20 protein-coding genes and 2 pseudogenes are annotated in these 23,068 nt (G+C 70.6%); 15 read left to right on the forward strand and 7 right to left on the reverse strand.

What is annotated here, in order from left to right:
* From ACIGJO_RS20035 to ACIGJO_RS20045, 3 genes are all read left to right on the forward strand, one after another.
* Positions 1-459, forward strand: a 459-nt coding sequence (locus ACIGJO_RS20035; RefSeq protein WP_399959773.1) for an IS3 family transposase, incomplete at its 5' end; no start/stop codon positions are given.
* 124 nt (positions 460-583) lie between these two features.
* Complete coding sequence (locus tag ACIGJO_RS20040) at positions 584-802, forward strand: hypothetical protein (RefSeq protein ID WP_399959775.1); 219 nt, start codon at positions 584-586, stop codon at positions 800-802.
* A 20-nt stretch (positions 803-822) separates the two neighbouring features.
* Positions 823-1,056, forward strand: a complete 234-nt coding sequence (locus ACIGJO_RS20045; protein ID WP_399959777.1) for a transposase — start codon at positions 823-825, stop codon at positions 1,054-1,056.
* Positions 1,057-1,447: 391 nt separating this feature from the next.
* Here the strand turns inward: ACIGJO_RS20045 and ACIGJO_RS20050 are convergent, their stop codons facing one another.
* Together ACIGJO_RS20050 and ACIGJO_RS20055 are read right to left on the reverse strand one after the other, a co-directional pair.
* Positions 1,448-1,954 (reverse strand): DinB family protein, encoded by a 507-nt coding sequence (locus tag ACIGJO_RS20050; RefSeq protein WP_399959779.1) that lies wholly within the window; start codon positions 1,952-1,954, stop codon positions 1,448-1,450.
* 173 nt (positions 1,955-2,127) lie between these two features.
* Positions 2,128-3,369 carry an FAD-dependent monooxygenase gene (locus ACIGJO_RS20055; RefSeq protein ID WP_399959781.1) on the reverse strand — a complete coding sequence of 414 codons (1,242 nt, stop codon included), beginning with the start codon at positions 3,367-3,369 and terminating at the stop codon, positions 2,128-2,130.
* Positions 3,370-3,493: 124 nt separating this feature from the next.
* Between ACIGJO_RS20055 and ACIGJO_RS20060 the strand changes: the two genes are divergently transcribed.
* The 9 genes and pseudogenes from ACIGJO_RS20060 (at position 3,494) to ACIGJO_RS20100 (ending at position 14,870) form a co-directional block, all read left to right on the forward strand.
* Positions 3,494-4,273, forward strand: a complete 780-nt coding sequence (locus ACIGJO_RS20060) for a TetR/AcrR family transcriptional regulator C-terminal domain-containing protein (protein ID WP_399959783.1) — start codon at positions 3,494-3,496, stop codon at positions 4,271-4,273.
* Between the two features lie 370 nt (positions 4,274-4,643).
* Positions 4,644-5,060, forward strand: a complete 417-nt coding sequence (locus ACIGJO_RS20065; RefSeq protein ID WP_399959785.1) for a tyrosinase cofactor — start codon at positions 4,644-4,646, stop codon at positions 5,058-5,060.
* Between the two features lie 16 nt (positions 5,061-5,076).
* Positions 5,077-5,901 carry a tyrosinase family protein gene (locus ACIGJO_RS20070; protein ID WP_399959787.1) on the forward strand — a complete coding sequence of 275 codons (825 nt, stop codon included), beginning with the start codon at positions 5,077-5,079 and terminating at the stop codon, positions 5,899-5,901.
* Between the two features lie 187 nt (positions 5,902-6,088).
* Entirely contained in the window at positions 6,089-6,574 is a 486-nt protein-coding gene (locus tag ACIGJO_RS20075; protein ID WP_399959789.1) for a CU044_2847 family protein, read from the forward strand.
* 90 nt (positions 6,575-6,664) lie between these two features.
* Positions 6,665-7,801: a hypothetical protein gene (locus ACIGJO_RS20080; protein WP_399959791.1), complete on the forward strand. Its 1,137-nt coding sequence runs from the start codon at positions 6,665-6,667 to the stop codon at positions 7,799-7,801.
* Between the two features lie 9 nt (positions 7,802-7,810).
* Positions 7,811-8,509, forward strand: a complete 699-nt coding sequence (locus ACIGJO_RS20085) for a hypothetical protein (RefSeq protein ID WP_399959793.1) — start codon at positions 7,811-7,813, stop codon at positions 8,507-8,509.
* A complete protein-coding gene (locus ACIGJO_RS20090; protein ID WP_399959795.1) occupies positions 8,506-9,546 on the forward strand; it encodes an AAA family ATPase in 1,041 nt (346 codons plus the stop codon). Before ACIGJO_RS20085 ends, ACIGJO_RS20090 begins: the two co-directional genes overlap by 4 nt.
* Positions 9,543-11,822, forward strand: a pseudogene (locus ACIGJO_RS20095) (SAV_2336 N-terminal domain-related protein); the annotation flags it as partial. The gene ACIGJO_RS20090 and the pseudogene ACIGJO_RS20095, both read left to right, overlap by 4 nt.
* A 108-nt stretch (positions 11,823-11,930) precedes the next feature.
* Positions 11,931-14,870 (forward strand): annotated as a pseudogene (locus ACIGJO_RS20100) (BTAD domain-containing putative transcriptional regulator).
* Between the two features lie 108 nt (positions 14,871-14,978).
* Here the strand turns inward: ACIGJO_RS20100 and ACIGJO_RS20105 are convergent.
* A complete protein-coding gene (locus ACIGJO_RS20105) occupies positions 14,979-16,382 on the reverse strand; it encodes a hypothetical protein (protein ID WP_399959797.1) in 1,404 nt (467 codons plus the stop codon).
* Positions 16,383-16,966: 584 nt separating this feature from the next.
* Between ACIGJO_RS20105 and ACIGJO_RS20110 the strand changes: the two genes are divergently transcribed.
* The gene (locus ACIGJO_RS20110) at positions 16,967-18,196 is read left to right on the forward strand and encodes a PQQ-binding-like beta-propeller repeat protein (RefSeq protein ID WP_399959799.1); all 1,230 of its coding nucleotides are present in this window, start codon (positions 16,967-16,969) and stop codon (positions 18,194-18,196) included.
* Positions 18,197-18,233: 37 nt separating this feature from the next.
* Here the strand turns inward: ACIGJO_RS20110 and ACIGJO_RS20115 are convergent, their stop codons facing one another.
* A complete protein-coding gene (locus ACIGJO_RS20115) occupies positions 18,234-18,428 on the reverse strand; it encodes a hypothetical protein (protein WP_399959801.1) in 195 nt (64 codons plus the stop codon).
* A 34-nt stretch (positions 18,429-18,462) separates the two neighbouring features.
* Positions 18,463-18,834: a nuclear transport factor 2 family protein gene (locus tag ACIGJO_RS20120; RefSeq protein ID WP_399959803.1), complete on the reverse strand. Its 372-nt coding sequence runs from the start codon at positions 18,832-18,834 to the stop codon at positions 18,463-18,465.
* 379 nt (positions 18,835-19,213) lie between these two features.
* Between ACIGJO_RS20120 and ACIGJO_RS20125 the strand changes: the two genes are divergently transcribed.
* Positions 19,214-19,780 (forward strand): class I SAM-dependent methyltransferase, encoded by a 567-nt coding sequence (locus ACIGJO_RS20125; protein ID WP_399959805.1) that lies wholly within the window; start codon positions 19,214-19,216, stop codon positions 19,778-19,780.
* A 62-nt stretch (positions 19,781-19,842) separates the two neighbouring features.
* Here ACIGJO_RS20125 and ACIGJO_RS20130 read toward each other — a convergent pair whose 3' ends face one another.
* Both ACIGJO_RS20130 and ACIGJO_RS20135 read right to left on the reverse strand, forming a co-directional pair.
* Positions 19,843-20,475, reverse strand: coding sequence for an SRPBCC family protein (locus ACIGJO_RS20130; RefSeq protein WP_399959807.1), 633 nt, complete (start codon positions 20,473-20,475; stop codon positions 19,843-19,845).
* Positions 20,476-20,699: 224 nt separating this feature from the next.
* Positions 20,700-21,062, reverse strand: a complete 363-nt coding sequence (locus ACIGJO_RS20135) for a hypothetical protein (protein ID WP_399959809.1) — start codon at positions 21,060-21,062, stop codon at positions 20,700-20,702.
* A gap of 421 nt (positions 21,063-21,483) precedes the next feature.
* Here ACIGJO_RS20135 and ACIGJO_RS20140 point away from each other — a divergent pair, with 421 nt between their 5' ends.
* The gene (locus ACIGJO_RS20140; protein WP_399959811.1) at positions 21,484-23,007 is read left to right on the forward strand and encodes a chitinase; all 1,524 of its coding nucleotides are present in this window, start codon (positions 21,484-21,486) and stop codon (positions 23,005-23,007) included.
* Positions 23,008-23,068 lie beyond the last annotated feature (61 nt).

A 23,068-nucleotide genomic window follows, 5' to 3' on the forward strand; every position in this document is an offset into this window, starting at 1 on the left:
TGGCTCTACCTCGCTTGCGTCATCGATATCCGGTCGCGCCGAGTGCTCGGCTGGTCGATGGCCCCGCACATGCGGGCCGAGCTCGTCATCGACGCACTCCAGGCCGCGGTCGCGACCCGCGGCGGCGACGTGGCCGGAGTGATCTTCCACGCGGACCGCGGATCGCAATACACCTCGGCCGCGTTCGCCCAGGTCTGCGACCTGCACGGCATCCGCAGAAGCATGGGCAGGGTCGGCTCCAGCTACGACAACGCCCTGGCCGAGAGCTTCTGGCAGGGACTGAAGCGAGAAACGATGCACAGGAGAGTGTTCGTGACGATGTCTCAGGCAAGGCTCGAGATATTCCGGTGGCTCACCTACTACAACGCCCGACGCCGACACAGCGCGCTCTCCTACCTCTCCCCGATGGAGTTCGAACAGCACCACCACAAGACAGCTAAACTCTCACTCGCAGCATGAACCCCTGTGTCCACACTCCGGGGGTCACCTCAGTACGGCGCGTACCGGCGGCCCGCGCGGTGACCAGTGCGGAGTCGGTTTGGGTTTTCGGACCGACCGGACGGCCACGGACCCCGACCACGACATGGAGACCGTTTATGTCACGAACGACGATGGCGAGATCATCGGGCTCGATCTCCATCACGGCAACGTCCGCCGGCGTCGGGACCTGACTGTTGCCGGAATGCCCGTCGTGGCGACCGCGCTGACCGTTGCCGATCCTGGCCGTCTGCTCATTGGCACCACCGACGGGCGGCTCCTGGACTGCTCAACCGTCCAGGCCGTGATCGAAAGTGCATCGTGAACGATGAATGATCCCGGTTCATGGGGAGGGGAGATCTCAAGGACGGGCAGTGGGCGGTACCGGAGCCGTTGTTGGCGAAGGGTGCGAGGGCGGGGCGGCCGCCTGCCTGGTCCCGGCGGCGGTTGACCGACGGCATACGGTTCCGGATCCGGACCGGTGTGCCGTGGCGGAACGTGCCTGCCGAGTACGGGCCATGGGGCAGCAGCGGACCGCGGGTGTGTCGCATCTCGTCGCCACGGCACGGTGCCTCGTGAGGCGGCTACTTGCCGCACTCGACCGCGTGCCGCGCTCTGCAGTCCACCGGGTCGAACTTCGGTGGACTACCACCGGAGGAGCCCTGCTTCTTTCGGCCGCGTGCCTGGTCGGCCTTGTCCGCGTCAGTGCGGCGGATCCCGCGACGGCGCAGGTACGCGCGATTCCTGCGGGAGGCATACGCCGTGTCAGCCCGCACGCGACGGGGACGGGCCCTCGGCCGGCCCGGCCCAATGCGAGGCACGCGAATCCTTTGCCAGCACGGGTTCGAACTGCGGCGAGTCTCCACGCTGCCCTGCTGTGAGGGCGATCGACATCGCCTCCATCAACGAGTGGCTGCAGTCCGCATGCGTCTGCCGTTCGCCCAACACCTGACATCGGGTAGAGAGGCACCTACCTGCCGATGGAACCGTCAGCCTGCTCACGGAGGATGTCGGCGTGACCCGCGTGGCGAGCCGTCTCTTCGATCATGTGTATCAGCACCCACCGCATCGATCGCACGACGGCCGCTTTGCCCGCCGAGCGAGCACACGGTCTGCTCAAGTCGTCACAGCGCTCGATGATCTCGTTGGACCGTGCGACGGCACCGCGATAGGCAGCGAGGAGACCGGCCGCGCTGTCCTCCTCGGAAAGATCCATGCCGAAGTCCGGATGCTCGACATCAGCACCCTCGAAGGCCCAGGCGAACCAGTAGAGCTCCGCAGCTGTCAGGTGCTTGACCAGGCCGAGAACACTGGTCCCCGAGGGCACGCCGGGCATTCGCCCCTGCCTGTCGTCAAGGCCCTGCGCCTTTGCGGCCACCGCATCGCGGACGTAGTCCAAGAACGCGAGCAGTGTCGACTTCTCGTCGGAGTCGCCGTCAGGAGGGCCCACGTCCTGGCGTTGTTGTGTCTCTGTCATCGGGGCACACTAGCTTGATCGTTGTGCGTCACGCTGTACCGATGGCTGAGCGTGTGCAGGTCCGGGAGATCGATGACGACGAGGAAAGCGGCTGCTGCGGATCATTCGCCGGGAGACCGGGTCGGTCGCGCACAGCTGCACCGTCACCCCGCGAGCCGCCCGCAACCCGGTGGTCACCGCCGGCGGCGTGCTCCCCGGGTGCCGGCCCGTCCGCCCGTGACGTTGAACGCGGCGGCGTTGGACACCTCGGCCGCGTAGTCGGGCAGGTCGACACTGCTGATCCGCTTCCCCTTCTCCAGCATCCTGTCGAGGATCCAGCGCCGGTTCAGAAGCCCGTTGCGCACCCGCAGCCGGGTCGCGGTGCCGGGTGCCAGGAACGGGCCGGTGCGGTCGCCGCCCTTCTGGCAGCCTTGGGCGTAGTCGCGCAGGGTGTGCTCGTAGCGGGCGAAGGCGGTGCGGTGGTCGCCGCGGGCCCGGGCCAGCTCGCCGGCCAGGACGTACGCCGCCACCACCGCGGTGCCGGTGCCCATCCCGCCGATGGTGGCTCCGCACGCGGCGTCGCCGAGCAGGGCGATGCGACCGGTGGACCAGGCGGCGACGTCGGCCCGACTGATCGAGTCGAAGTACAGCTCGGGGGCCTGCCCCAGGCTCTCCAGCAGCCGGGGCACCTCCCATCCGAGGCCGGCGAAGGCGTCCTCGATCAGACTCTTGTGCTGCGCCATGTCGTGGCGGTCGTAACGGAGTTCGGCCGAGGCGAAGAGGAAGAAGGCATCCGCCCGGGTCGGGTCGCGGTGGTCGGCGCCGACGGCGGCCAGCCGGCCGGGGACGTTGAGCCCGACTGAACCGGGAGGCAGGTCCAGGTATTTGGGCAGCTGCCAGGTGGCCGCGTAGTGGCCGAGGTGGCGGACATAGCGTTCCTCCGGGCCGAAGGCGAGCCGACGGACGTGGGAGTGCAGTCCGTCCGCGCCGATGACCAGGTCGAACTCGCGTGGCGCGCCGTTCCGGAAGGCCACCCGGACGCCGGTGGGCGTCTCCTCCAGGGAGGTGATCGATTCGCCGAAGTGGTACTCGGTGCGCGGGAGGCTGCGCCGGTACAGCACCTGGGCGAGCTCCCCGCGCGGGACCTCGATGTCCCCGCCCGCGACGTCGGCGGGCAGGTGGAGGAGCTGACGGCCGCGCTGGTCGACGAAGGTTATCGGGCTGCCGCCGGTGTCGAGGGCACGCAGCTCGTCGAGCACACCCATCCGCTCCAGCACGGCCAGGTGGGTCCTGCCGCGGAAGTCGACCGCCTGGCCGCCGCCGCGCAGGGCGGGGGCCAGCTCGACGACGGTGGTCTCGAAGCCGTACCGGCCGAGCCAGTAGGCCAGTGCGGGGCCGGCGATGCTCGCGCCCGAGATCAGGACCTTCGTACTCACGTGAACCACTCCATCCGGGACCGTTCGACCAACTGTGTCCGCAGGACACTATTTATTGCTGTGTACGGTAGACACAGTTAGGCCGCCCCGCAAGGGCAGCCCGTAACACGAGACGGAGCGGGAATTGGGTGAGGAAGCGAACGAGGCGGTGCGGCTGCTCTGGGGACCGCCCGCCAAGCCGTCCCGGGGGCCGAAGCCCGCGCTGAGCCTGGGGCGGATCGCCGCGGCGGGCATCGAGGTCGCGGATGCCGAGGGCCTCGGCGCCGTGTCGATGCAGAAGGTCGCCGGACTGCTCGACTTCACCAAGATGTCGCTCTACCGCTACGTGCCCGGCAAGGCTCAATTGGTCGCGCTCATGGTGGAGGCCGCGGTCGGCCAACCGCCGCCGGCCCCGCACGGACTCGGGTGGCGCGAGCAGCTGATGGCCTGGGCAGAACAGTTGACGCGGTCGTTCACCGAGCACCCGTGGCTGCTCGACGCCACCGTCGGACCACGGGTGATGGGTCCCGAGGAGCTCGGCTGGCTGGAGCGAGTGGTCGGGGCCCTGGACGGCCATGGACTGACCGGCCCCGAGCGGATGGACGCCGCGATGCTGCTGGCCGGGCACGTCCGGGGCATCGCCGAACAGGCCCGCGCGGCCCTGCCGGACGGCTCGCCCGAGACGGAACTCCTGGCCGCTCTCGGCCCCCTGGTGCACCAGCACGCCGACCGCTTCCCCGCGCTCGCCGCGGCCATGGCCCCACAGGACGGCCGGGACCAGGCACTGGACTTCGGCCTGGAACGGATCCTCGACGGGCTGGAGGCCTTGATCACGCGCCGCGCCGGCCAGGTCCTGGATAAGTTCAGCCGGAGCCCATTTCACGCGGCGCCCGGGGGGCCTCCGACCGATGCGCCCCGGCCGTGACCAGCCCTGCTCGCGAAATACTTCACCGGACTTACGATCCCGGCGAATGGGGCGCAACAGACAAGAGGTTGACCCGTTTTCAGGCCATGCTCAGATCATGGCCCTGAACCGGCGGCGCCGGATGGACCCAGAAGGATCTTCACGTCCAGGGCGCATTCACAGCGGAATCTCCACTTTGTGATCCGTGGAACGTCCGCGCGGAGTGGGACCGAGGTCGATGGGACCCGCATGACCTGCGAAGACATGTCCATATGACAGCCAACCAAAAATTCCCTCCTTCTGTGAACGATCACTCCCCTGTAGGCATGGTCACGGCGGCCCCAAACAACCTGGGGGGGCCGCCTCATTCATGTTCCAGGGGGGATTCACCATGTCCAGACTCACCCGCCGTCAGGCCCTCGGAGCCGTCAGCGGCGCCGCCGCGGGCATAGCGCTCGTCGGCGTGGCCACCGCGTACGCGGACACCGCGCCCGACAAGGAGAACGGCAAGGCGAACGGCAAGGCGGCCGCACCCGGCGGCACCGGAGGGCCCGCGCCCTTCGACGAGGTCTTCCAGGGCCGGCGTATCCAGGGCCTGCCCGCCGAGGCTCATGCCCACGCCGGACACAGCACCGGCTACCGCGTCCTGATCGATGGCCGCGAACTCCATGTGATGCAGCACGGAAAGAGCGGCTGGAGCAGCCCCATCAACCACTACGAGAGATTCACCGGACCGCTCGACGCCGCACGCACCGCGGTCACCTCACTCAAGGGTGCCTCCGTCGTTCCCTTCGACCCCACAGCCTGAGCCGGGAGCAACCGCCATGACCGTACGCAAGAATCAGGCGAACCTCACCAGTGCCGAGAAGAAGGCATTCGTCGACGCGGTACTGGAAGTCAAACGGACCGGCGTGTACGACGAGTTCGTCGCCGCCCACCGCCTCCGGTTCGCGCTGGACATGAACACCGGTGTCTACGTGGGCCACTTCGGCCCGTCGTTCCTGCCCTGGCACCGCAAGTTCCTCATCGACTTCGAGAACGAACTCCAGAAGGTCGACCCTTCGGTATCGATCCCCTACTGGGACTGGACCGCCGACAACACCGTCGGATCGTCGCTCTGGGCACCGGACTTCCTCGGCGGCACCGGACGAGCGCTGGACGACCAGGTGATGGACGGCCCCTTCGCGTACTCCGCGGGCAAGTGGCCCATCACCATCCAGGTCGACACACGCCCGTTCCTCGCCCGCAATCTCGCCTACCGCGTCCCCACGCTCCCGACGCGGGCCGAGGTCGACGCCGCCCTCGCCATTCCCACGTACGACTCCGCGCCCTTCCGTGACGGCTCGGCGGGCTTCCGCTCCACGCTCGAAGGCACGGCGAGCTATATGAGCATGCACAACCGGGTGCACACCTGGGTCTGGGGGCAGATGGAGACGAGCGTCTCCCCCAACGACCCGGTGTTCTGGCTGCACCACTCGTTCGTCGACAAGCTGTGGGCCGACTGGCACGCACTCCACCCGACCAGCGCCGAATACCTCCCCGCCGCGGGCACTCCCGATGTGATCGATCTCGACGAGACCATGCCGCCCTGGACCGACACGACCCCGCTGAGCATGCTGGACCACACCCCCTTCTACACGTATGCCTGATTTCGGGGCATGACGGGTCTGCTGCCGGAATCGACGGCCCCGCGCCGTCGGTCTCCGGTCGCAGGTCCTTGCCGTGTGCGCCGGTCCCCCTGGCGGACCCTCGGCGAGCAGACCAGGACATCCGGGAAAGGGAACGGGGAACGGGGATCGAACGGCGAACCCCCCTGTGCCGTGCGAGACTTCGGCCATGGAGGATGTGAGACTGACCTTCGACGACGGCTCTGTCGTGCGCCTGCACCTCGCGCCGCAGACCGGCACGCCGGGGTCCGGTCCGGGTGCCGACGCGCGCACTGCGGAGCGTGACGGTGATCAGGCGGGCGAGCTGGACCTTCCGCCCGGGTTCGGCGAGGCGCGGCCGGTGAGTGCCGACGGGCGCACGGCGCGGGCCCTCACCCGGAGCGGTCAGACGCTCAGTGACGCGCTGCGCCCCCTCGGCGGGGTACTGAGCGGCATCCACGACTCCGTCAGCCGGTTCGCGCAGCGGCCCGACGAGGTCACGGTCGAGTTCGGTGTCACGCTGGGCAGCGACCTGAGTCTCGGCGTCTTCTCCGGGAGCGGCGAGGCCAGTTTCACCGTCTCGGCGACCTGGAACCTCAACGGCGCGAACGGCACGGAGGAAGCCGCGCCGGCGACCCCGTCCGCAGGGCTGCCGAGCCGGGTCGACGGTTCCTGACCCGGATGCGGCTGGACGTGCCCCCCTCACTCGCCGACGCACCACTGCACCGGGCGTTCGTGTCCGTCCTGGGGCGGGACCAGCCGGTCGGTGCGGGCGTGGTACTACGGCGATCTCGCGGTCATCGAGCTGGACACCGAGGCCCCACCGGGCGCCGAACCGGCACCCTTCCTGACCCATCGGGACGGCAACGAGGTCGTCGCGCAGTGGGCGAGCGGACATGCCCTGCCCACCCTCCGGGCGATGCCGCGGGTCTCCGCCCATCCCTGGATCGCGCTCGACGTCCTGGGCGGGACGGCGGCCGAGGGGTTCAGCGGCGGGCCGTTGTGGGACCGGGCGCGACAGGCCGTCGTCGGGATCGTCGTCGCCGCTCACGAGAGCCGCGCGCGCGAGGAGCGCCCCGTACCGGCCGGGCAGTACGCCCCGCCCGCCGCGATGTACGCGATCGGGCTGTCGTCCATCGAGTCCGAGCTCCCCGGCCTTCCGCCCGTCGCGGTCCCCGCCGCGGGCCGCGGACGGCAGCAACTCCTCAGCGCCCTGGAGAGGCTGCTGCCGACGCGCGGGGAGATCATGGCGTGCGAGGAGCGGCTCGCCTGGCGGCTCGGGCGGCGTTCCTCCGGTCCGGCCGCCGACATCGAACGGCTGGCGGGCATGGCCATGGGCGTGCGCCGGGGCGTCCCCGAACTGCTCAACATCGTCTACGAACAGCTCGCCGAACTGCGTACCGGCTCCCCCGCGACCGATCCCGACTGGGAGCGGGCCCTCGGGGTCGCACGCATCGTCAGTCCGAGGGAACGCCTGTCATCCGGGCAGCGGCGCAATCTCAACGCCCTGCTCGCCGAGTGCCGCACCACCGACCCGAACGCACTCGTCCGCGCCGTACTGCCCTACGCGGACGAGGTCGCGCGGCCCTGCGATCTCGCGGACGCCACGGACATCCTGGAGTGTTACGACCCCCAACCCGGCCAGCCCATGCCCCCGTTGCTGCAGGGCGTCATCCACATCAGCGTCCAGGAGCGCGCATCGGGTGCCTATCTCGCCGACGATCTGGACGCGTGGGTACGCAGCACCGCCCCCCGGCTGGGCGTGGCGCCCGCCGCCGTCGCCCAGTTCCGGGCGGATGTGTCGGCGCACGCCGGGGCGCGTGGAGCACGACCGCCGCGTACCGCACCGCCCCGGGTCCAGGTCGAGCTCCTGCCGGTGTCCACCGGCCATCTCTTCACCTAGCAGATCTGGGTGTGGAGCGGGGACGGGCGGCACGAGGTGGTCCTGACCGAGGACACCGAGGTCTCCAGCCATCGCGTCGTGGAGGCGATCCGGCAGGTGCTGCGCACCGAGGTGGAGGAGCATCCGGAGACGGCTCTGGTCGAGTTCTTCGTGGCCCCCGCCTGGCTGCGGCTCGACGTGGATGCCTGGGAGTTTCCGGGCAGCGCCGACGACGGGGGCTTCCGGCCCGGCATCACCCGCCGTGTGGTGCTGCGGAGTTCGGAGCGGACGCGGGAGACGCACGCCGGGTGGAAGCGTCGCAGCAGCGCGCTGCCGTCCTCGCCCCGGCTGCTGCTCGACCAGCGCTCCTGCGACCCGGCGGTGGCCCAGGCCAGGCTCGAAGTGCATCCGGAGGCCGGGATCGTCGTCGTGTGCTGCGACCGGCAGCACCAGGGGGTGGTGCTGCGGCAGTGCATCCAGGCCGGGGTCCACACCGTGCTGTGGCACCGCGAGGAGCACGGCGGGCAGATCGCGGCGGACCTGCTGGCGCTGGTCGAGGGTGTCGACCACGCGCGCATCCCCGAAGCGGTCCGTCTGGAACGCGCCAAGGCCATGGCCGATCCGGACTGCGCGACCCACCACGGGCGTGAGCTGTCGCTCCTGCACGACGGGCCCAACCACCGGCCACCGCCCCTGGCACCCGCACCATGGGCCCTCATCCAGCCATGAACCCGTCCCGACGAGGAGACCGCGTCGTGCCGCATCCACGCGCCACAGCACCTGGTGACAGCAGCTCGCCCGCCGAACCCTGGTGGGTGTTCCGCGGCCCGTCCGATCTGCCCGAACCGCCACCGTGGCGGCGCTTCCCCGCCGCGCGGCGCAGCCCGGGCTCGCAGCGCTATCTCATGAACGCCGACGAGATCGCCGTGGTCAACGCCGCGCTCCATCTGCGCCGCCCCCTGCTGGTGACGGGCCGTCCCGGCACCGGGAAGAGTTCGCTGGCCCGCGCCCTCGCCGAGGACCTGGGGCTGGGCGAGGTGCTCCGCTGGTCCGTGAACAGCCGGTCGACACTGCAGGACGCCCTGTACCGGTACGACGCCGTCGGCCGGCTGCGCGAGGCCTCCCTGCAACGTGAGCGCGAGGCGCCGCGCGGTCCGGCACGGCGGCTCAAGAGGCGCGGCGCGCAGAGCTCGGACATCGGCAACTACCTGCGTCTGGGGCCGCTGGGGACCGCGCTCGCCGCCACCGGCAGCCCTCGTGTGCTGCTCATCGACGAACTCGACAAGTCCGATCTGGACCTTCCCAACGACCTTCTGGTGGTGCTGGAGGAGGGCGAGTTCGAGATCCCGGAGCTGGCGAGGCTGCCGGAGCACCAGCAGACCGCGGATGTCCTCGTCACGGGCAGCAGGGAGCGGATCCGGGTACAGCGCGGCCTGGTGGCCTGTGACCAGTTCCCGGTCGTCGTCATGACCAGCAACGGGGAGCGTGACTTCCCCCCGGCCTTCCTGCGCCGCTGCGTCCGGCTCGACCTGCGCGACCCGGACGAGGCGAAGCTGCGGGACATCGTCCGGCAGAACCTCGGTGAGGCGGCCCTGGCCGGGGCCGACGACCTGATCTCCGAATTCCTCCGGAAGGCGGCCGTGCAGAGCCTGGCCACAGATCAGTTGCTCGCCGCCGTCCACCTGCGGGTCACCGGGGCCGATCTCACACGTGAGGAGCTGCTCGGCGCGGTCATGCACCGGTTGGACGAAGCGTTCTCGTCATGATCGACCGACTGCGGGTGCTCCTGGATTCCCTGGGGTACGACCTGGCGGCGCCCGAACTTCTCGATGTGCTCTGGCTCGCGCGGGCGATGGGCCACGAAGCACCCGCGACCGAACCCCGGGCCGGCACCCCGACGGTGCAGCCGGGTGCTCCGCCCCTCATGGAGCCGGTGGGGGACGCCGCCGGGCCCGTATCTCCTGTCGCGCCGTCGGAGGCACCCCGCGATCCACGCGTCCCGGCGCCCGCCGCGGAGCCTGCCGGGCGGCCGCACCGCCTGTACGCCGCCGACGGCGGCGGCATCCCGGACGGCGCCGGGACCCGGGCCCGGTCCGTTCGTGCCCCGGGCCCCCGGGCGCTGCCGGGCACGCAGCCGCTGGCCCGTGCGCTGCGCCCGCTGCGCGGCTACCGCGACCACCGGTACCGGACAGTCGCGGACATCGGGGCCACGGTCCGGCTCACCGCCGAGTCGGGTGTGCTGGACGTGGTGGACCGGCCCGAGCAGGAGCTGCGGCACACGGCCGTGCTGCTCGTGGACGACTCGCCGTCCATGCGGCTCTGGCAGCCGCTCGCGCGGGAGGTGAAACGCCTCCTGGAGCGCGCCGGCGTATTCCGTGCGGTACGGGTGCACCGGTTCGCCCTGGGGGGTGGTCACCGCCCCACCGGGACTCCGCGGACGGAATCCCCTGTCACGTTCGTGCTGACGGACGGTGTGGACGAGGCGTGGCAGAGCCCCGCGGCAGACCGGTTCATCGAGGCATGGGGGCGCGGTGGCCCCCTGACCGTGCTGCCGCCGCTCCCCCGGCGGCTGTGGCGTGGCACGGCGTTCGACGCACAGCCCCGTCCCGTCGTGGCGGAACGGCCGTTCGCTCCCGCCCGCGAGCTCCGGGTCCTCGATCCGCTCAGTGGTCTGCCGGTCGGGCGGACGGCGGACCGCCCCAATGTCCCGGTTGTCGCGCTCACCCCGTCCTCACTGTCCGCGTGGGCCCGGCTGCTCACCCGTCCCGGCACGCCCTCGATGGTGGACATCGCCCTGTCCGACACGGGTGACGGGGCATCACGGGCCTGCGGTCCCCCACCCTCGGCGCTCCCGGAGCACCGTGTGGAGCGCTTCCGGGCCTCCTTCTCCCCGGACGCCTACCGGCTGGCCGTGCGGCTCTCCGCGATCAGGCCGCTCAGCCTGCCGGTCATCCAGCTGGTACGGATCGCCTCGCTGCCCGGCACCTCACCGACAGCCGTCGCCGAGGTTCTGCTCGGTGACCTGCTGCGGCCTCTGGAGGACGGCGGGCCGGGAGTCCTCCGGCTGCCGGCGGCCACCGGGGACGGAGCGGCCGATCCTCTCTACGACTTCAGGCCCGGGATCCGGGAGCTGCTGGCGAGCGGGCTCAGCGTGGAGCGGTCCATCGAGGTCGTCGAGGCGGTCGGTGAGGCGCTGGAGCCCTATCTCGGCCGGATGCCCGACTTCGCCGCGCTGCTCGACGATCCGGGCGGGAACGAGCACCGCCCGGCGGGCGCGTCCGCCTTCGCGGTCCTGGTCAGCCCGGTGCTGGACAGGCTGTACGGGAGGACCGCACCGGTCACGGAGGTCCCCCGCGAGCCCCGGGCCCCGCTGCGGTTCACGGTCTTCGGTCCGCATCTCGCCTGGCGGGGCACGGAGCCGGTCCCGATGGGACCGCCACGGCAGAAGGCGGTACTGGTGGCTCTGCTGCTGCGCAGAGGCCGGGCCGTGGACGACACCGCGCTCGTGGAATCGGTGTGGGGTGAGTGGGCGCCCGACGGCAGGAGGCGGACCGCGCGGTCCTACGTCTCCCGGCTGCGGCAGGCGTTGGCCTCCTCCGGAGTCGAGATCGACGACACGGCGAACGGCCACCGGTTGTCGGCGCAGGGCGAGAGGGGCGAACCGGATCTGGATCTGACGGTCGCCGAGCGGCTGTACGAGCAGGCGAAGACGGCGCGGGCGGCGGGCGACCCGGCCGGGGCCCGGCGTGCGCTGACCGATGCGCTCGCCCGCACCGAGGGATCCCCGCTCGACGGGATCCCCGGCCCCTTCGCCACGGGACAGGCCACCCGCCTCGCGGAGTGGCGCCTCGCGCTCCTCGACCTCCGGATCGAGCTCGATCTGGAGGCGGGGGATCATGCCGAGCTCCTTCCCGAACTCACCGCCCTGACCATGGCGAATCCGATGAACGAACGGCTGCGCGCACAGCTGATGCTCGTCCTGTACCGCAGCGGACGCCAGGCCGAGGCCCTCGCGGTGTACACGGACACCCGCAGAGTGCTCGCCGACGAGGCCGGCCTCGACCCGGGCCCGGAGCTGACGAGGCTCCAGCAGCGCATCCTGAACGGCTCCGACCCCCGTCAGCTGGACATCGCCCCGCACCCTCGGTCCGTGCTCACGGCTCCACCGGCCACGCCACCGCCGGCGGACGGGCTGCGGTTCGCCGTACTCGGCCCCGTACGCGTCTGGCGCGGGCGCGATCCACTGCCCTCCGGCTCACCGCAGCAGCGGGCCCTTCTGGCCGGGCTGCTGCTGCACGACGGCCGGACGGCCACCGCGAACGAGCTGATCAGCGGAATCTGGGGCTCCGATCCGCCCCGACAGGCACTGGCCGCACTACGGACATACGCCTCCAGGCTGCACAAAGCCCTGGGCCCCGATGTCCTGGTCTCCGATGGAGGAAAGTACGCCCTCCGGGTCCCTGCCGACTCACTGGATCTGGACCTCGCCCGGCAGTTGGCCAGCGAGGCCGAGCGGGCCCGGGGCGATGGCGATCTCCTTCAGGCCCGCGGCCTCCTCAACAAGGTGCTGGGCCTGTGGGACGGCGAGGCGCTCGCCTCCGTGCCCGGTCCGTACGCGGAGAACCAGCGCGCGCGGCTGGAGGAATAGCGCCTCCAGCTCACCGAGACCCGGCTCGATCTGGATCTGGAATCCGGTCTCCACGCGGATGCGGTCTCCGAACTGACCGCGCTCACCGCCACGCATCCGCTGCGCGAGCGGCTGCGCGAACTGCTGATGGTCGCCCTGTACCGCAGCGGACGCCAGGCCGAGGCCCTCGCCGTGTACGCCGACACCCGCCGGCTCCTCGCCGAGGAACTGGGCGTCGACCCGCGCCCGGAGCTGGCCCAGCTCCAGCAGCGCATCCTCCAGGCCGACGAGGAGCTGGCCCGCCCGGCCGACGAACCGGCGCCCCCGTACACCGCGGCCGCTCCTGCGCAACTCCCCGCACGCGTAACCGACTTCACCGGCCATCAGGACGATCTGCGGGAGGTCACCGAGCATCTGGGCCGGGCTGACGGTTCGGTCATGACCATCGCGTCCCTGGGCGGCCTGGGGGGCATCGGCAAGACGACCCTCGCCGTCCAGGCCGCCCACGCCGTCCGGGCCCACTTCCCGGACGGCCAGCTCTACGTCGACCTCCAGGGCACCGGCCCCCGGGCGGCGGCGGCGGAAACCGTCCTCGGCTCGTTCCTGCGCGCGCTCGGCACCGCCGACCCGGCCGTCCCGGACACGCTGGAGGAACGGGCCGCCCTGTACCGCTCCTCGCTCGAAGGCCGCCGCGTCCTGGTCCTCCTGGACAACGCCCGCGACGCGGCCCAGATCCGCCCCCTGCTCCCCGGTACGGCGGGCTGCGCGGCCCTGGTCACCAGCCGGGTCCGCATGCTCGACCTGGCCGGCGCGCATCTGGTGGACCTCGATGTGATGTCCCCCGAGGAAGCCCTCCTGTTCTTCACCGGCATCGTGGGCAAGGAGCGCGTGAGCGCGGAGCGCGAAGCCGCGCTGGACGTGGTGGCCATGTGCGGCTACCTGCCCCTGGCCATCCGGATCGCCGCCTCCCGCCTGGCCGCCCGCCGCACCTGGACGGTCTCCGTCCTCGCCGCCAAACTGGCCGACGAGCGCCGCCGGCTGGACGAGCTCCAGGCGGGCGACCTCGCGGTCAAGGCCACCTTCGAACTCGGCTACGGCCAGCTGGAGCACGCCCAGGCCCGCGCCTTCCGCCTGCTGGGCCTCGCGGACGGCCCGGACATCTCGCTGGCCGCCGCCGCCGCCCTGCTGGACCGCGAACCTCACGCGGCGGAGGACCTGCTGGAGGAACTGGTCGGCACCAGCCTCCTCGAATCGGCCGCACCGGGCCGCTACCGCTACCACGACCTCGTACGCCTCTACGCGCGTGCCTGCGCCGAGCGCGACGAACAGCCGCCCGTGGAGCGGGAGCTGGCGCTGTCGCGGCTGCTGGACTTCTACCTCGCCACGGCGGCCGAGGTGTACGCGCTGGAGCATCCCGGCGACCGGCTGGTCGAGCATCTGGAGCCCACGGAACACGGGGGTCTGGTCTTCGGCGGCCGGCCCACGGCGATCGACTGGCTGTACTCGGAGGCGGCCGGTCTGCTCGCCTCTGTCCGGCAGTCCGCGGGCCCGTCGCTGCGGCGCGCCGTGGACACCCTGTGGGTCACCCAGGATCTGGCGGACTCGGGTGCCGCAGCCCGGCAGTACGAGGCGGCCGCCACGGCCCTGTGGGAAGAAGCGGCGCGGCGTGGTGACGCGAGGGCCGAGGGGCGGGCCGCACTGGTGGTGGCCAGGACCAGGATGAACACGGGCAGGTTCGAGCAGGCCGACGACGTGGCAGCCCGCGCGCATCTGATGGCGGAGAGCTGCGGGGACGCCCTGACGGCCTGCTGGTCGCAGAACAGCCAGGGAACCATGGCTCTCTACCGGAACCACCATGAGCAGGCCGAACGGCATTTGACGGCTGCGCTGGCGGGCTTCCGGGCCCTCGATGACCGGCCCGGCGAGGCGAGCGCCCTGTGCAATCTGTCCCGTGTCCGGCTCGCCGTCGGCGAGGTCTCCTCGGCCCTGACGCTCGCGGAGCAGGGGATGGCTGTCTACGACGGTCTGGACATGTCCCTGCGCGGCGCCAACGCGCGCTACGCGTTCGGACTCTCGCTCACGGCCGCCCAGCGGTTCGACGAGGCCATCGCCGTGTTCCGTGAGGCCCATCTGAGGTTCGCCGACAGCCGCCAGCGTCTCTGGGAGGGCATGACCCTGTTCAGGATCGCCGAGGCCGAACTCGCCGCGCACCGTCCGGCACCGGCCCTGGATCTGGCCGAGCAGGCCCTGGCCGTGCTGGGCGGCATCGGCGGCGAATGGCGGAGGGGCAACGTCCTGACGGTCCTGGGGCGCGCGCTCCACGCCGTCGGACAGGTGGACCGCGCGCGGGCATGCTGGCAGGAGGCCCTGGACATCTTCGTGGAACTCGGCTCCCCCGAAGCCCGGCAGGTGCGCGAACTGATCGAGGGCCGGGTGTCCGCCGCCGTACCGGACACCGCCTAGCGCCACCGGACCCGGTCCGCCACCAGGCGCCGGCGCCGCTGTCCGAGGAGATCCGCTCGTGCGCGAGCGGGACCCTGCCGCGGCGGCGCCGGCGGAGGCGGCGCCGGGTTACTCCCGGCCGGAGCAGGGGTCGCAGCAGGAACGGGCGCGTTCGACGCAGATGGTGACGCTGTCGGCGTTGTCCGTGGGGTCGGGGTCCTTCTCGCGGGCGGTGGCCGTGGCGGTGTTGGTGATCGGGCCGGCTGCGGTCGCCTTGCCCCGCAGCACGAGCGTGGCGGAGGCGCCGACGGCCAGGTCACCCACGGTCCACTGCCCTGTCGCCGGATCGTAGGTGCCGGGCGAGGGCGTGGCGGACAGGAAGGTGAGACCGTCATGCAGCACATCGGTGACGGTGACTCCGGTGGCCCGGTTGGGTCCGGCGTTGCGGACGGCGATCCGGTAGGTCACGGTCTGTCCCTCGGTGACCGTGGTCGCGTCGGCCGCTTTGGCGACGGTCAGGTCGGCAGCCGGCCTGACGTCCGTGACCGCCTCGTCGGACGTGGCGGTCAGCGGTTCGGGGGTCGGCCCGAGGCGGTTCTCATAGGCGGCGGTGGCACTGTTGATGACCCGCCGGCCTCCCGCGGCGAGGCCGATGGTGACCCGGTACTCCACCGTGGTGCCGCCCGGCAGGGTCTCGGTGCTGGGCAGGCTGCCGGCCTGGGTGCCGGAGGCGCCGTTGCCCAGGTGGAAGACCACCTTGTTGCCCTGGGCGTCGAAGTACGCCTGGTCATCGCCGTTCCGGTCGCTCTTCGGCCCGGTGTGGGGACCGTCGACGATACTCAGAGATCCGGGCAGGTACGTCGTGCCGGCGGGGATGACGTCGGTCAGGACGAGGGCTTCGGCCGGGCCTCCGCCTTCGTTCCTGGCCGTGATGCGGTAGGTGACGACGTCCCCCACCTCCAGGGGTCCCACGGGGATGGCGGTCTTGGTGAGCACCACATGGGGAGCGGTACCGAAGAAGACGCCGTCCAGGAAGTTCCCGATCCCCTGGTTTCCGCCGGCGGCGGAGATGGAGCGGAACGCGAACCGGGTCGTCGTCTGGCCTGCCGGGACGGTGTACGTGCCCGTGTAGTAGCCCCAGGCGTTGTTGCCGTCGGTGAAGCGTCGCTGTTCGACCGCGGGGCCCGGTGTGCCGATGTCCAGTGCCATGGTGTCCTGGCCCTGCCGTCCGCGGTGGTACAGCCTCCAGTACAGCTTCGACCCGGGCGTGGTCGGCAGGTCCTGGTAGAGCGTGGCCACCTGGCGCGCGTTCAGCTCGGCGAACTGGGAGCCGTGCACCGCCGGCACCCCGTTGAAACCGGAACGCCACAGCTCGATCATGTGATCGGTCGAGGTGGTACGCCATCCCGGTACGCGCTTGGCCGCCTGCGTCTGCGACGCGTCCGGGAGGATCTCGAAGCCGGTGACGACGGGCTCTTCGAAGCTTCCGTTGACCAGTGCGACCCGGAGCGGAGCGGGCGGAGGTGCGGTCACTGTGTCCCCTTTGGTTCGGCGAGGGCCGGCGCTCCCGCCGGCCGGGCCATGAGAGCGGGCTTCGGCGGAGCCTCGGCGGAGCTCTGGCCCCCGAGAGCACAGCGCAGTCCAAGGGATACGGAAAGCAAATCCCCATCGGTCCTCGCCAATCCCGCACGGCTGGTTTACCGGGCGCATCCGCCAGGGCCGACGGCACCGCGCCCGCCCCGGCGGCTGTCCGCACAGCACCCGGAGCTCATGAGCCACACCTCTACCTGCCGCCACCCCCTTGAACGGCCGAAAAGGGCTCCACTGCCACTCCCACTCGCCTCCCGTGAGGGTGAATCCGCCGCGCGACGGGTTGATGGCCAGGGGGCTCTCCGACCGCCGGCGTCTCGGGCACCAGGTGTTCTGCCTCCCAGGCACCCTTCAGTGCTCCCGCCGCGGGAGCCGCCGCAGCCCGCTCGCCATGCCGTCCTGTGACAGGAGCTTCACCGCTGTGTCCCGACTGTGTTGCCATCGGCCGTTCGGCCGAAATTCGCTGGTTAGCTGACACGAACGCCGCAAAGAGGCATCGCAACGACCGGACGGAAATGAGAACAGACATGGGCAGACGTTACGGGCACACGGTGTCACGCAGGCAGATGATCAGGCTGGCCGGAACAGGGCTGGGGCTGGTCGCCCTCGGAACCGGGGCCGTGGCGTGCGGGTCCGAGGAGCAGCCGGAAGCGCCGGGCGGCGGTCCGGCACCGGGCGCGGGCAAGGAAGGCGGAGGGTCCACGACACCGCCGCCGGGCACCGCACCCGAACCTCTGTGGAAGTCGGATGCCGCGAACACCAATCTGGCCGGAATGGACGCGCTCGCGGTGGTCGGCGACACGGTCCTGGTGTCGGGAGACCCATTGGTCGGACGGGACATGGCACGCGGCACGAAGAAGTGGTCGCGCGCCGGTGTCACCACCCCCGGCGCCAAACTCATCGTCGGAGGCGGGACGCTCTATCTGGCCAGCGCCGAGTACGACGGTGACGTAGTGGGGCTGGATCCGGCCACGGGCAAGGAGACCTGGCGGAGCCGGCTGGGCAAGCAGTACCAGCTGCCGCGCCCGATCGCGGCCGACGACCGCCATGTGTATGTCCTCGCCGGCATTCTGGAGAAGGACTTCACGACGCCGAACAATGTGATCGCGGCGATCGACACCACGTCCGGCAGGATCGTCTGGCGTGAGCAGCGTGACGCGGGGACCGAGGAGCACGGAATCACCGCCGCGTCCGTCGACGGACACCTGATCTATACCGACTACCGCGAGAACGTGACCGTCCGTGACACGGCGACGGGCCGGCAGGTGTGGACGAAGAAGATCAGCGAGTCCAACCGCCGCCGCTTCGCCGTGCACAAGGACCTGGTGATCGTGGCGGACGGAGGGCGGCTGCGGGCGCTCGACCTGGCCGGAGGCAAGGACCGCTGGTCTCTGAAGACCGAAGAGTTCAGCAGGTTCTACGATCCGCAGATCCTGGACGGGGTGCTCTACGCCGCCGACAGCACGCGCGGCATGTGGGCGGTGGATCCCGGCACGGGCAGAGCGATCTGGCACAACGAGGATCTGCTGGAGTCGGCGACACAGGCATGGCAGTTCGCCAAGATCAAGGGAACCCTGTACGGCGCGACCGAGTTCGACAAGGACGGCGGCGTGCATGCCTTCGACACGGCGACCGGAAAACTGCGCTGGACCTACAACGACGGCACCGGCGACATCCAGCAGTGGTACGTGGTGGCCGCGGGCAGCCGGCTGGCCGTGATGCACGGGAAGCGGCTCTACGCGCTGCCCGCCGTGTGATCGTGATCCCCACGCCCGGTTCGACACACCTGCTTTCCTAAGGGCTGTCCCGCCTCCGAACCGTGTGCCGCACCCCGTGGTGGGCGAACTCCGGTCTCCGGTCGCTGAGTTCGCCCACCGGCTCACAGAGCGCCGGGTCCTGCGGGCGGAGTCCGGCGGCGATCCGCGGGTGGGCCGCGGTTTGAGAGCGGCGATGTCGCGGACGGGGCAGCGGCTTCAGATCCCGTCGCACGCTCAGGAGCGTTTACCGGGAGCAGGAAACGGGATCATGAGGCTTTGCCCTCCGGCATGCTGTAGAAGCACTCCTCGATCCGCTCGATGAGATCACCCTCGAATCGAAAATACACCACGGCATGGATCTCGTTGAATGACCCGCCCTCCATATTCAGATGGAGCACATGCTGCTGGAACACCTCGTTCGAACTGTGAAATCGGCGGATGACATCGAACTTCAGCGACGTGAAGCCGGCGGCGAAGTCCTTGAACCGCTCCAGGCTCTCGACGATCCCCTTCGCTCCGTCGCCGTCGTTGTGCCAGACGGTCGCCCGGTCCGTACACAACGCCTGGGCGCGGGAAAAATCACACGTCTCCAGACACCGCAGAAAAAGATTCACTTTCTCACTCAGATTTTGCTGCACATCGATCCCTCATTCCTGCCGCGGAGACGGATTGTGCTCGATCAGGTCAGTGGCGAAGTGGGCGACGGCAGCGCCTACGCCGGCGCAATACGAGGTAACAACTCGAACCACTGTCGACGGCCCTGCCGATGTGGTCAAGCTGATTGTGTCGATGTAATCGATCGCACGGGGCGATGCAATCATCCAAAGCCGCGGGATCGGGGCATCGGCGCTTGTCCCATGAGCGCCGGTGACCGGGAGCCGAACTGCCCGATGTGGACTGTGTGAACGGTGCCGAACGGCGCCGGCCCCGGTCCGGCGACAGCCGGTGGCCTCTGTGCGACATCATCTGGCCCGGCCGCGTCTCGCCGCCGGCACACGGCCTTTCTAGGGTCGTGCCATGCCTATGAACTACGTACACCGCAGGCTCTGCAGCTCTCCGGGGTGGGCCGCCGGGGTGGCCGAGCGCATGCCCCAGATGCTGGCCGACACCGATCTCGGGGACGACGTCCTGGAGATCGGGCCCGGCTTCGGGGCCACCACCAGGGCCTTGCTGTCCCGTACGACGAAACTGACCGCCGTGGAGATCGACGAGGCCTCGGTGGCCCTGCTGCGCGCCGAGTTCACCGACCGGGTCGAGATCGTCCACGGCAGCGGCTCCCAACTCCCCTTCCCCGATGGCCGGTTCTCCGCTGTCGTCTGCTTCACCATGCTGCACCACGTGCCCTCCGCCGACCTGCAGGACGCTCTGTTCTCCGAAGCCCGCCGGGTACTGCGGCCCGGCGGGGTGTTCCGCGGGGTGGACAGCCTGCCCAGCCTGCGATTCCGGATGCTGCACATCGGGGACACCATGGTGGTGCTCGACCCCGCGACCTTGCCCGGACGTCTGCGCCGGGCAGGTTTCGAAGGGATCGAGTCACAGCACGAGCCGGGCCGGCAGATCCGCTTCCTGGCCCGCCGGGCCTGACACCGCGCCGCCTTCCTCCTCGTGCGGGATCAGGACCTCGGCGGCGCGGGTCCGGTACCGCTTCAGCTCCGCCGGTGACCGGTGCGGGCTTCGGCGGTCGCCTTCAACTCGCGCAGCCATCCTTCAAGGCCGTCACGGAGGATCCTGGTGGCGGTGGGCACGTCCGCTTCGACCTGCTCTCCGGTGTGGGTCTCCTCGGTCCGCACGAGGACACCTCCCTCGACCTCGGTGAAGTTCCACACGTGGACGCCGTCGATGTGCAGCCCCTCGGCAGTCGCGGGCCCCGTCCAGCGGATGCAGGAGTCGCGCTTGAGCTGCTTGACGGTCGAGGTGATGTCCAGGCCGGTGGCGGGGGTCGAGGGATTGGGGGGTATCGGGGTCGTCCATCGGAACGCCGAGCCCTTCCGGAAGGGGCCGTGGTCGAGGCGCTCCACGGTCGTGACCGGGGCTTGCCAGGACGGCCAGCGCTCCACGTCGGCCTGGAGCCTCCAAATGGTGCCCAGCGACGCGTGGATCACGGTCTCGGTCCTGGACCGGACGAGGGCCTTGGCGTCGACGCCCTCGCCGCGGCAGGTGAGAGAGGTGCCGGAGTGAGGTGTGGCTCCGGCGGGCAGGGCGGTACCGAGGACACCGGCGACGACGAGCGGGACGGCGAACAGTACGGCGCGGACGCCGGTGGGGCTGACCCTGGGCATGGGGTTCTCCTTGTCAGTTTCTGGGCGGGCGTGGTGTGTTGGGCTCGGGCGGCCGGTGCGACGGCGCCGCGTACCGGGCTGGCGCCGGCTCGTCCTACGGGCGCGTCACCGGTTGCGGCCGGCCCCCTCCGGCGCGGCCGGGGCCGACCGCCGGATTCGGTGTCAGCAGGGCTTCGGCAATGTGGTGCTCACGGGAGTCGGGGCACCCGCCCCCGGCAGTGGTGTCACCGTGCGGCGAGGCGTCCGCGCGCCCCGCGAAGGGTCACGATGAGGCCTGCGGACGCGGCGATCATCAGCCCGGCGAACACGGGATGCATGTCCTTGGACAGGCTCTGCGCCCCGTCGGGCCTCGTCAGCCACACGAGGAGCGGGGTCGCGAACGTGGCGGCGACGACCGCGGCCGCCCCCCGTACCGCCCGGTCGGGGACACTCCGCAGCGCGCCGATCAGCGCGATCACGACGGGGATGCCCGCGATGAGGGCGAACTGACCGGCGATCATGACGGGGACCGCCCACGCCGAAACGGTCACCGGCAGCGGAATACGCCGGCCTGCCTCGGTGAGTGGTGACTCGACAGCAGTTGCCATGAGGTTCTCCTGAATCCGGCGGTACGCACGGATGCGCGGCCGCACCGCGCTCCACATAGAGCTAGAAGAGCGTACGTTCGTTATAAGTTGTAACGCACCACGGAGCGGGCGGTCAATAGCCTTCGTGACACCTTCCAGCAAGCCCTCAAAGACACATCCGCCCGCACAGGGAGGGCGCGGCGATGCCATCGAGCGGTACGACCACCCATCCGAACGGAGCCCGAGCCCGGAGCGCCCGCCTGACCAGCACCCCTGCCGCACACGGCACCGCGAGCGACCTTCCGGCGTGCGGAGCGGCCACAAATTGGTCTAGTCCTCATTTGGTTCAGACCATTGACACGCGCATGATCACGGGGCTATTCCGTAGGGCAACGCCAGCGCGTCATACATCAGTTGACGCCCCCTCACCTCTTGGATGGCCATGAGACGTATGCGTTCCCTCCGTGCCGCTCTCACCGCGGCGGCCACCGCTGTGTCCGCCCTGGCCCTGACCGCGGTCTCAGGCGCCCCGGCCCAGGCCGCGACCCCGCTCCCCGCCCATGTCTTCGCCCCCTACTTCGAGTCATGGACGGGCGAGAGCCCCGCTGCTCTCAGCGCGCAGTCCGGGGCCAAGCACCTGACGATGGCCTTCCTCCAGACGGCGACGAAGGGCTCCTGCACCGCCTACTGGAACGGCGACACCTCGCTGCCCATCGCCTCGGCGTCCTTCGGCGCCGACATCAAGACGATCCAGGGGCGCGGCGGGGACGTCATCCCGTCCCTCGGCGGCTACACGGCGGACACCACCGGAACCGAGATCGCCGACAGCTGTTCGGACGTCGACCAGGTCGCCGCCGTCTACCAGAAGGTCATCACGACCTACGACATCCCCCGGCTCGACATGGACATCGAGGTCGACGCGCTGGAGAACAGTGCCGGTATCGACCGGCGGAACAAGGCGATCAAGAAGGTCCAGGACTGGGCCGCCGCCTCCGGGCGCAAGCTGGAGATCTCGTACACCCTGCCGACCACGACCCAGGGCCTGGCGCCCAGCGGTCTCGCCGTACTCAAGAGCGCGGTGACCAACGGCGCCAAGGTCGATGTCGTCAACCTCATGACGTTCGACTACTACGACAATGCCGTCCATGACATGGCGCAGGACACCAGGACCGCCGCCCAGGGGCTGTACAACCAGCTCGCCAAGCTCTACCCGGGCAGGACCCCGGCCCAGCTCTGGGGCATGATCGGCGTCACCGAGATGCCCGGTGTCGACGACTTCGGCCCGGCGGAGACCTTCACGCTGGCCAACGCCCGGCAGGTGTACGACTGGGCGGTCTCCAAGGGAATCAACATGATTTCCTTCTGGGCGCTCCAGCGTGACAACGGGAGCTGCCCCGGCGGCGCTGCCGCGGACAACTGCTCCGGCATCGAGCAGAACACCTGGGACTTCTCCCGCATCTTCGCCCCCTTCACCAGCGGCAGCACCGCGCCGAGCGACGACTTCTCGCTGTCGGCGGCCCCGGCCGCCGCGACGGTCGCGGCCGGCAGCTCCGTCAGCACCACGGTGAAGACCGCCGTGACCGCGGGCAGCGCCCGGACCGTGAACCTGACCGTCAGCGGTGCGCCCGCCGGGGTCACCGCCTCCCTCAGCCCCGCCTCGGTGACGGCCGGAGGAACCGCGGCCCTCACACTCACCACGACGACGGCCGTCGTCAACGGCACCTACGAGATAACGGTCAACGGCGCGAGCCCCTCGGCCGCGCACTCGGCGACGTACTCCCTGACCGTCACCGGCGGGAACGGCAACCAGTGCACGGCCGCTCCGTGGGCCTCGGGCACGGTCTACACCGGAAACCAGCAGGTGTCGCACAACGGCCACAACTGGAAGGCCAAGTGGTGGACGACGGGCGAGGAGCCCGGCACCACCGGCGAGTGGGGCGTCTGGCAGGACCTCGGCGCCTGCTGAACACCCCGCCGGGCCAGGCCCGTCGACCGGCCCGGCCCGGCGGGATCGTGCCGATGTCCGG

It is taken from the genome of Streptomyces sp. NPDC079020 (assembly GCF_044542225.1).
In the GTDB taxonomy this organism is placed as follows: Bacteria; Actinomycetota; Actinomycetes; order Streptomycetales; family Streptomycetaceae; genus Streptomyces.

Bases quoted from the DNA above. Each gene is read 5' to 3' on its own strand.
- ACIGJO_RS20135 (WP_399959809.1), bottom strand. From the start codon at position 21,062: ATGGCAACTGCTGTCGAGTCACCACTCACCGAGGCAGGCCGGCGTATT.
- ACIGJO_RS20050 (WP_399959779.1), bottom strand. From the start codon at position 1,954: ATGACAGAGACACAACAACGCCAGGACGTGGGCCCTCCTGACGGCGAC.
- ACIGJO_RS20040 (WP_399959775.1), top strand. From the start codon at position 584: ATGGAGACCGTTTATGTCACGAACGACGATGGCGAGATCATCGGGCTC.
- ACIGJO_RS20090 (WP_399959795.1), top strand. From the start codon at position 8,506: ATGAACCCGTCCCGACGAGGAGACCGCGTCGTGCCGCATCCACGCGCC.
- ACIGJO_RS20065 (WP_399959785.1), top strand. From the start codon at position 4,644: ATGTCCAGACTCACCCGCCGTCAGGCCCTCGGAGCCGTCAGCGGCGCC.
- ACIGJO_RS20075 (WP_399959789.1), top strand. From the start codon at position 6,089: ATGGAGGATGTGAGACTGACCTTCGACGACGGCTCTGTCGTGCGCCTG.
- ACIGJO_RS20140 (WP_399959811.1), top strand. From the start codon at position 21,484: ATGAGACGTATGCGTTCCCTCCGTGCCGCTCTCACCGCGGCGGCCACC.
- ACIGJO_RS20110 (WP_399959799.1), top strand. From the start codon at position 16,967: ATGGGCAGACGTTACGGGCACACGGTGTCACGCAGGCAGATGATCAGG.
- ACIGJO_RS20070 (WP_399959787.1), top strand. From the start codon at position 5,077: ATGACCGTACGCAAGAATCAGGCGAACCTCACCAGTGCCGAGAAGAAG.
- ACIGJO_RS20125 (WP_399959805.1), top strand. From the start codon at position 19,214: ATGCCTATGAACTACGTACACCGCAGGCTCTGCAGCTCTCCGGGGTGG.
- ACIGJO_RS20045 (WP_399959777.1), top strand. From the start codon at position 823: ATGGGGAGGGGAGATCTCAAGGACGGGCAGTGGGCGGTACCGGAGCCG.
- ACIGJO_RS20130 (WP_399959807.1), bottom strand. From the start codon at position 20,475: ATGCCCAGGGTCAGCCCCACCGGCGTCCGCGCCGTACTGTTCGCCGTC.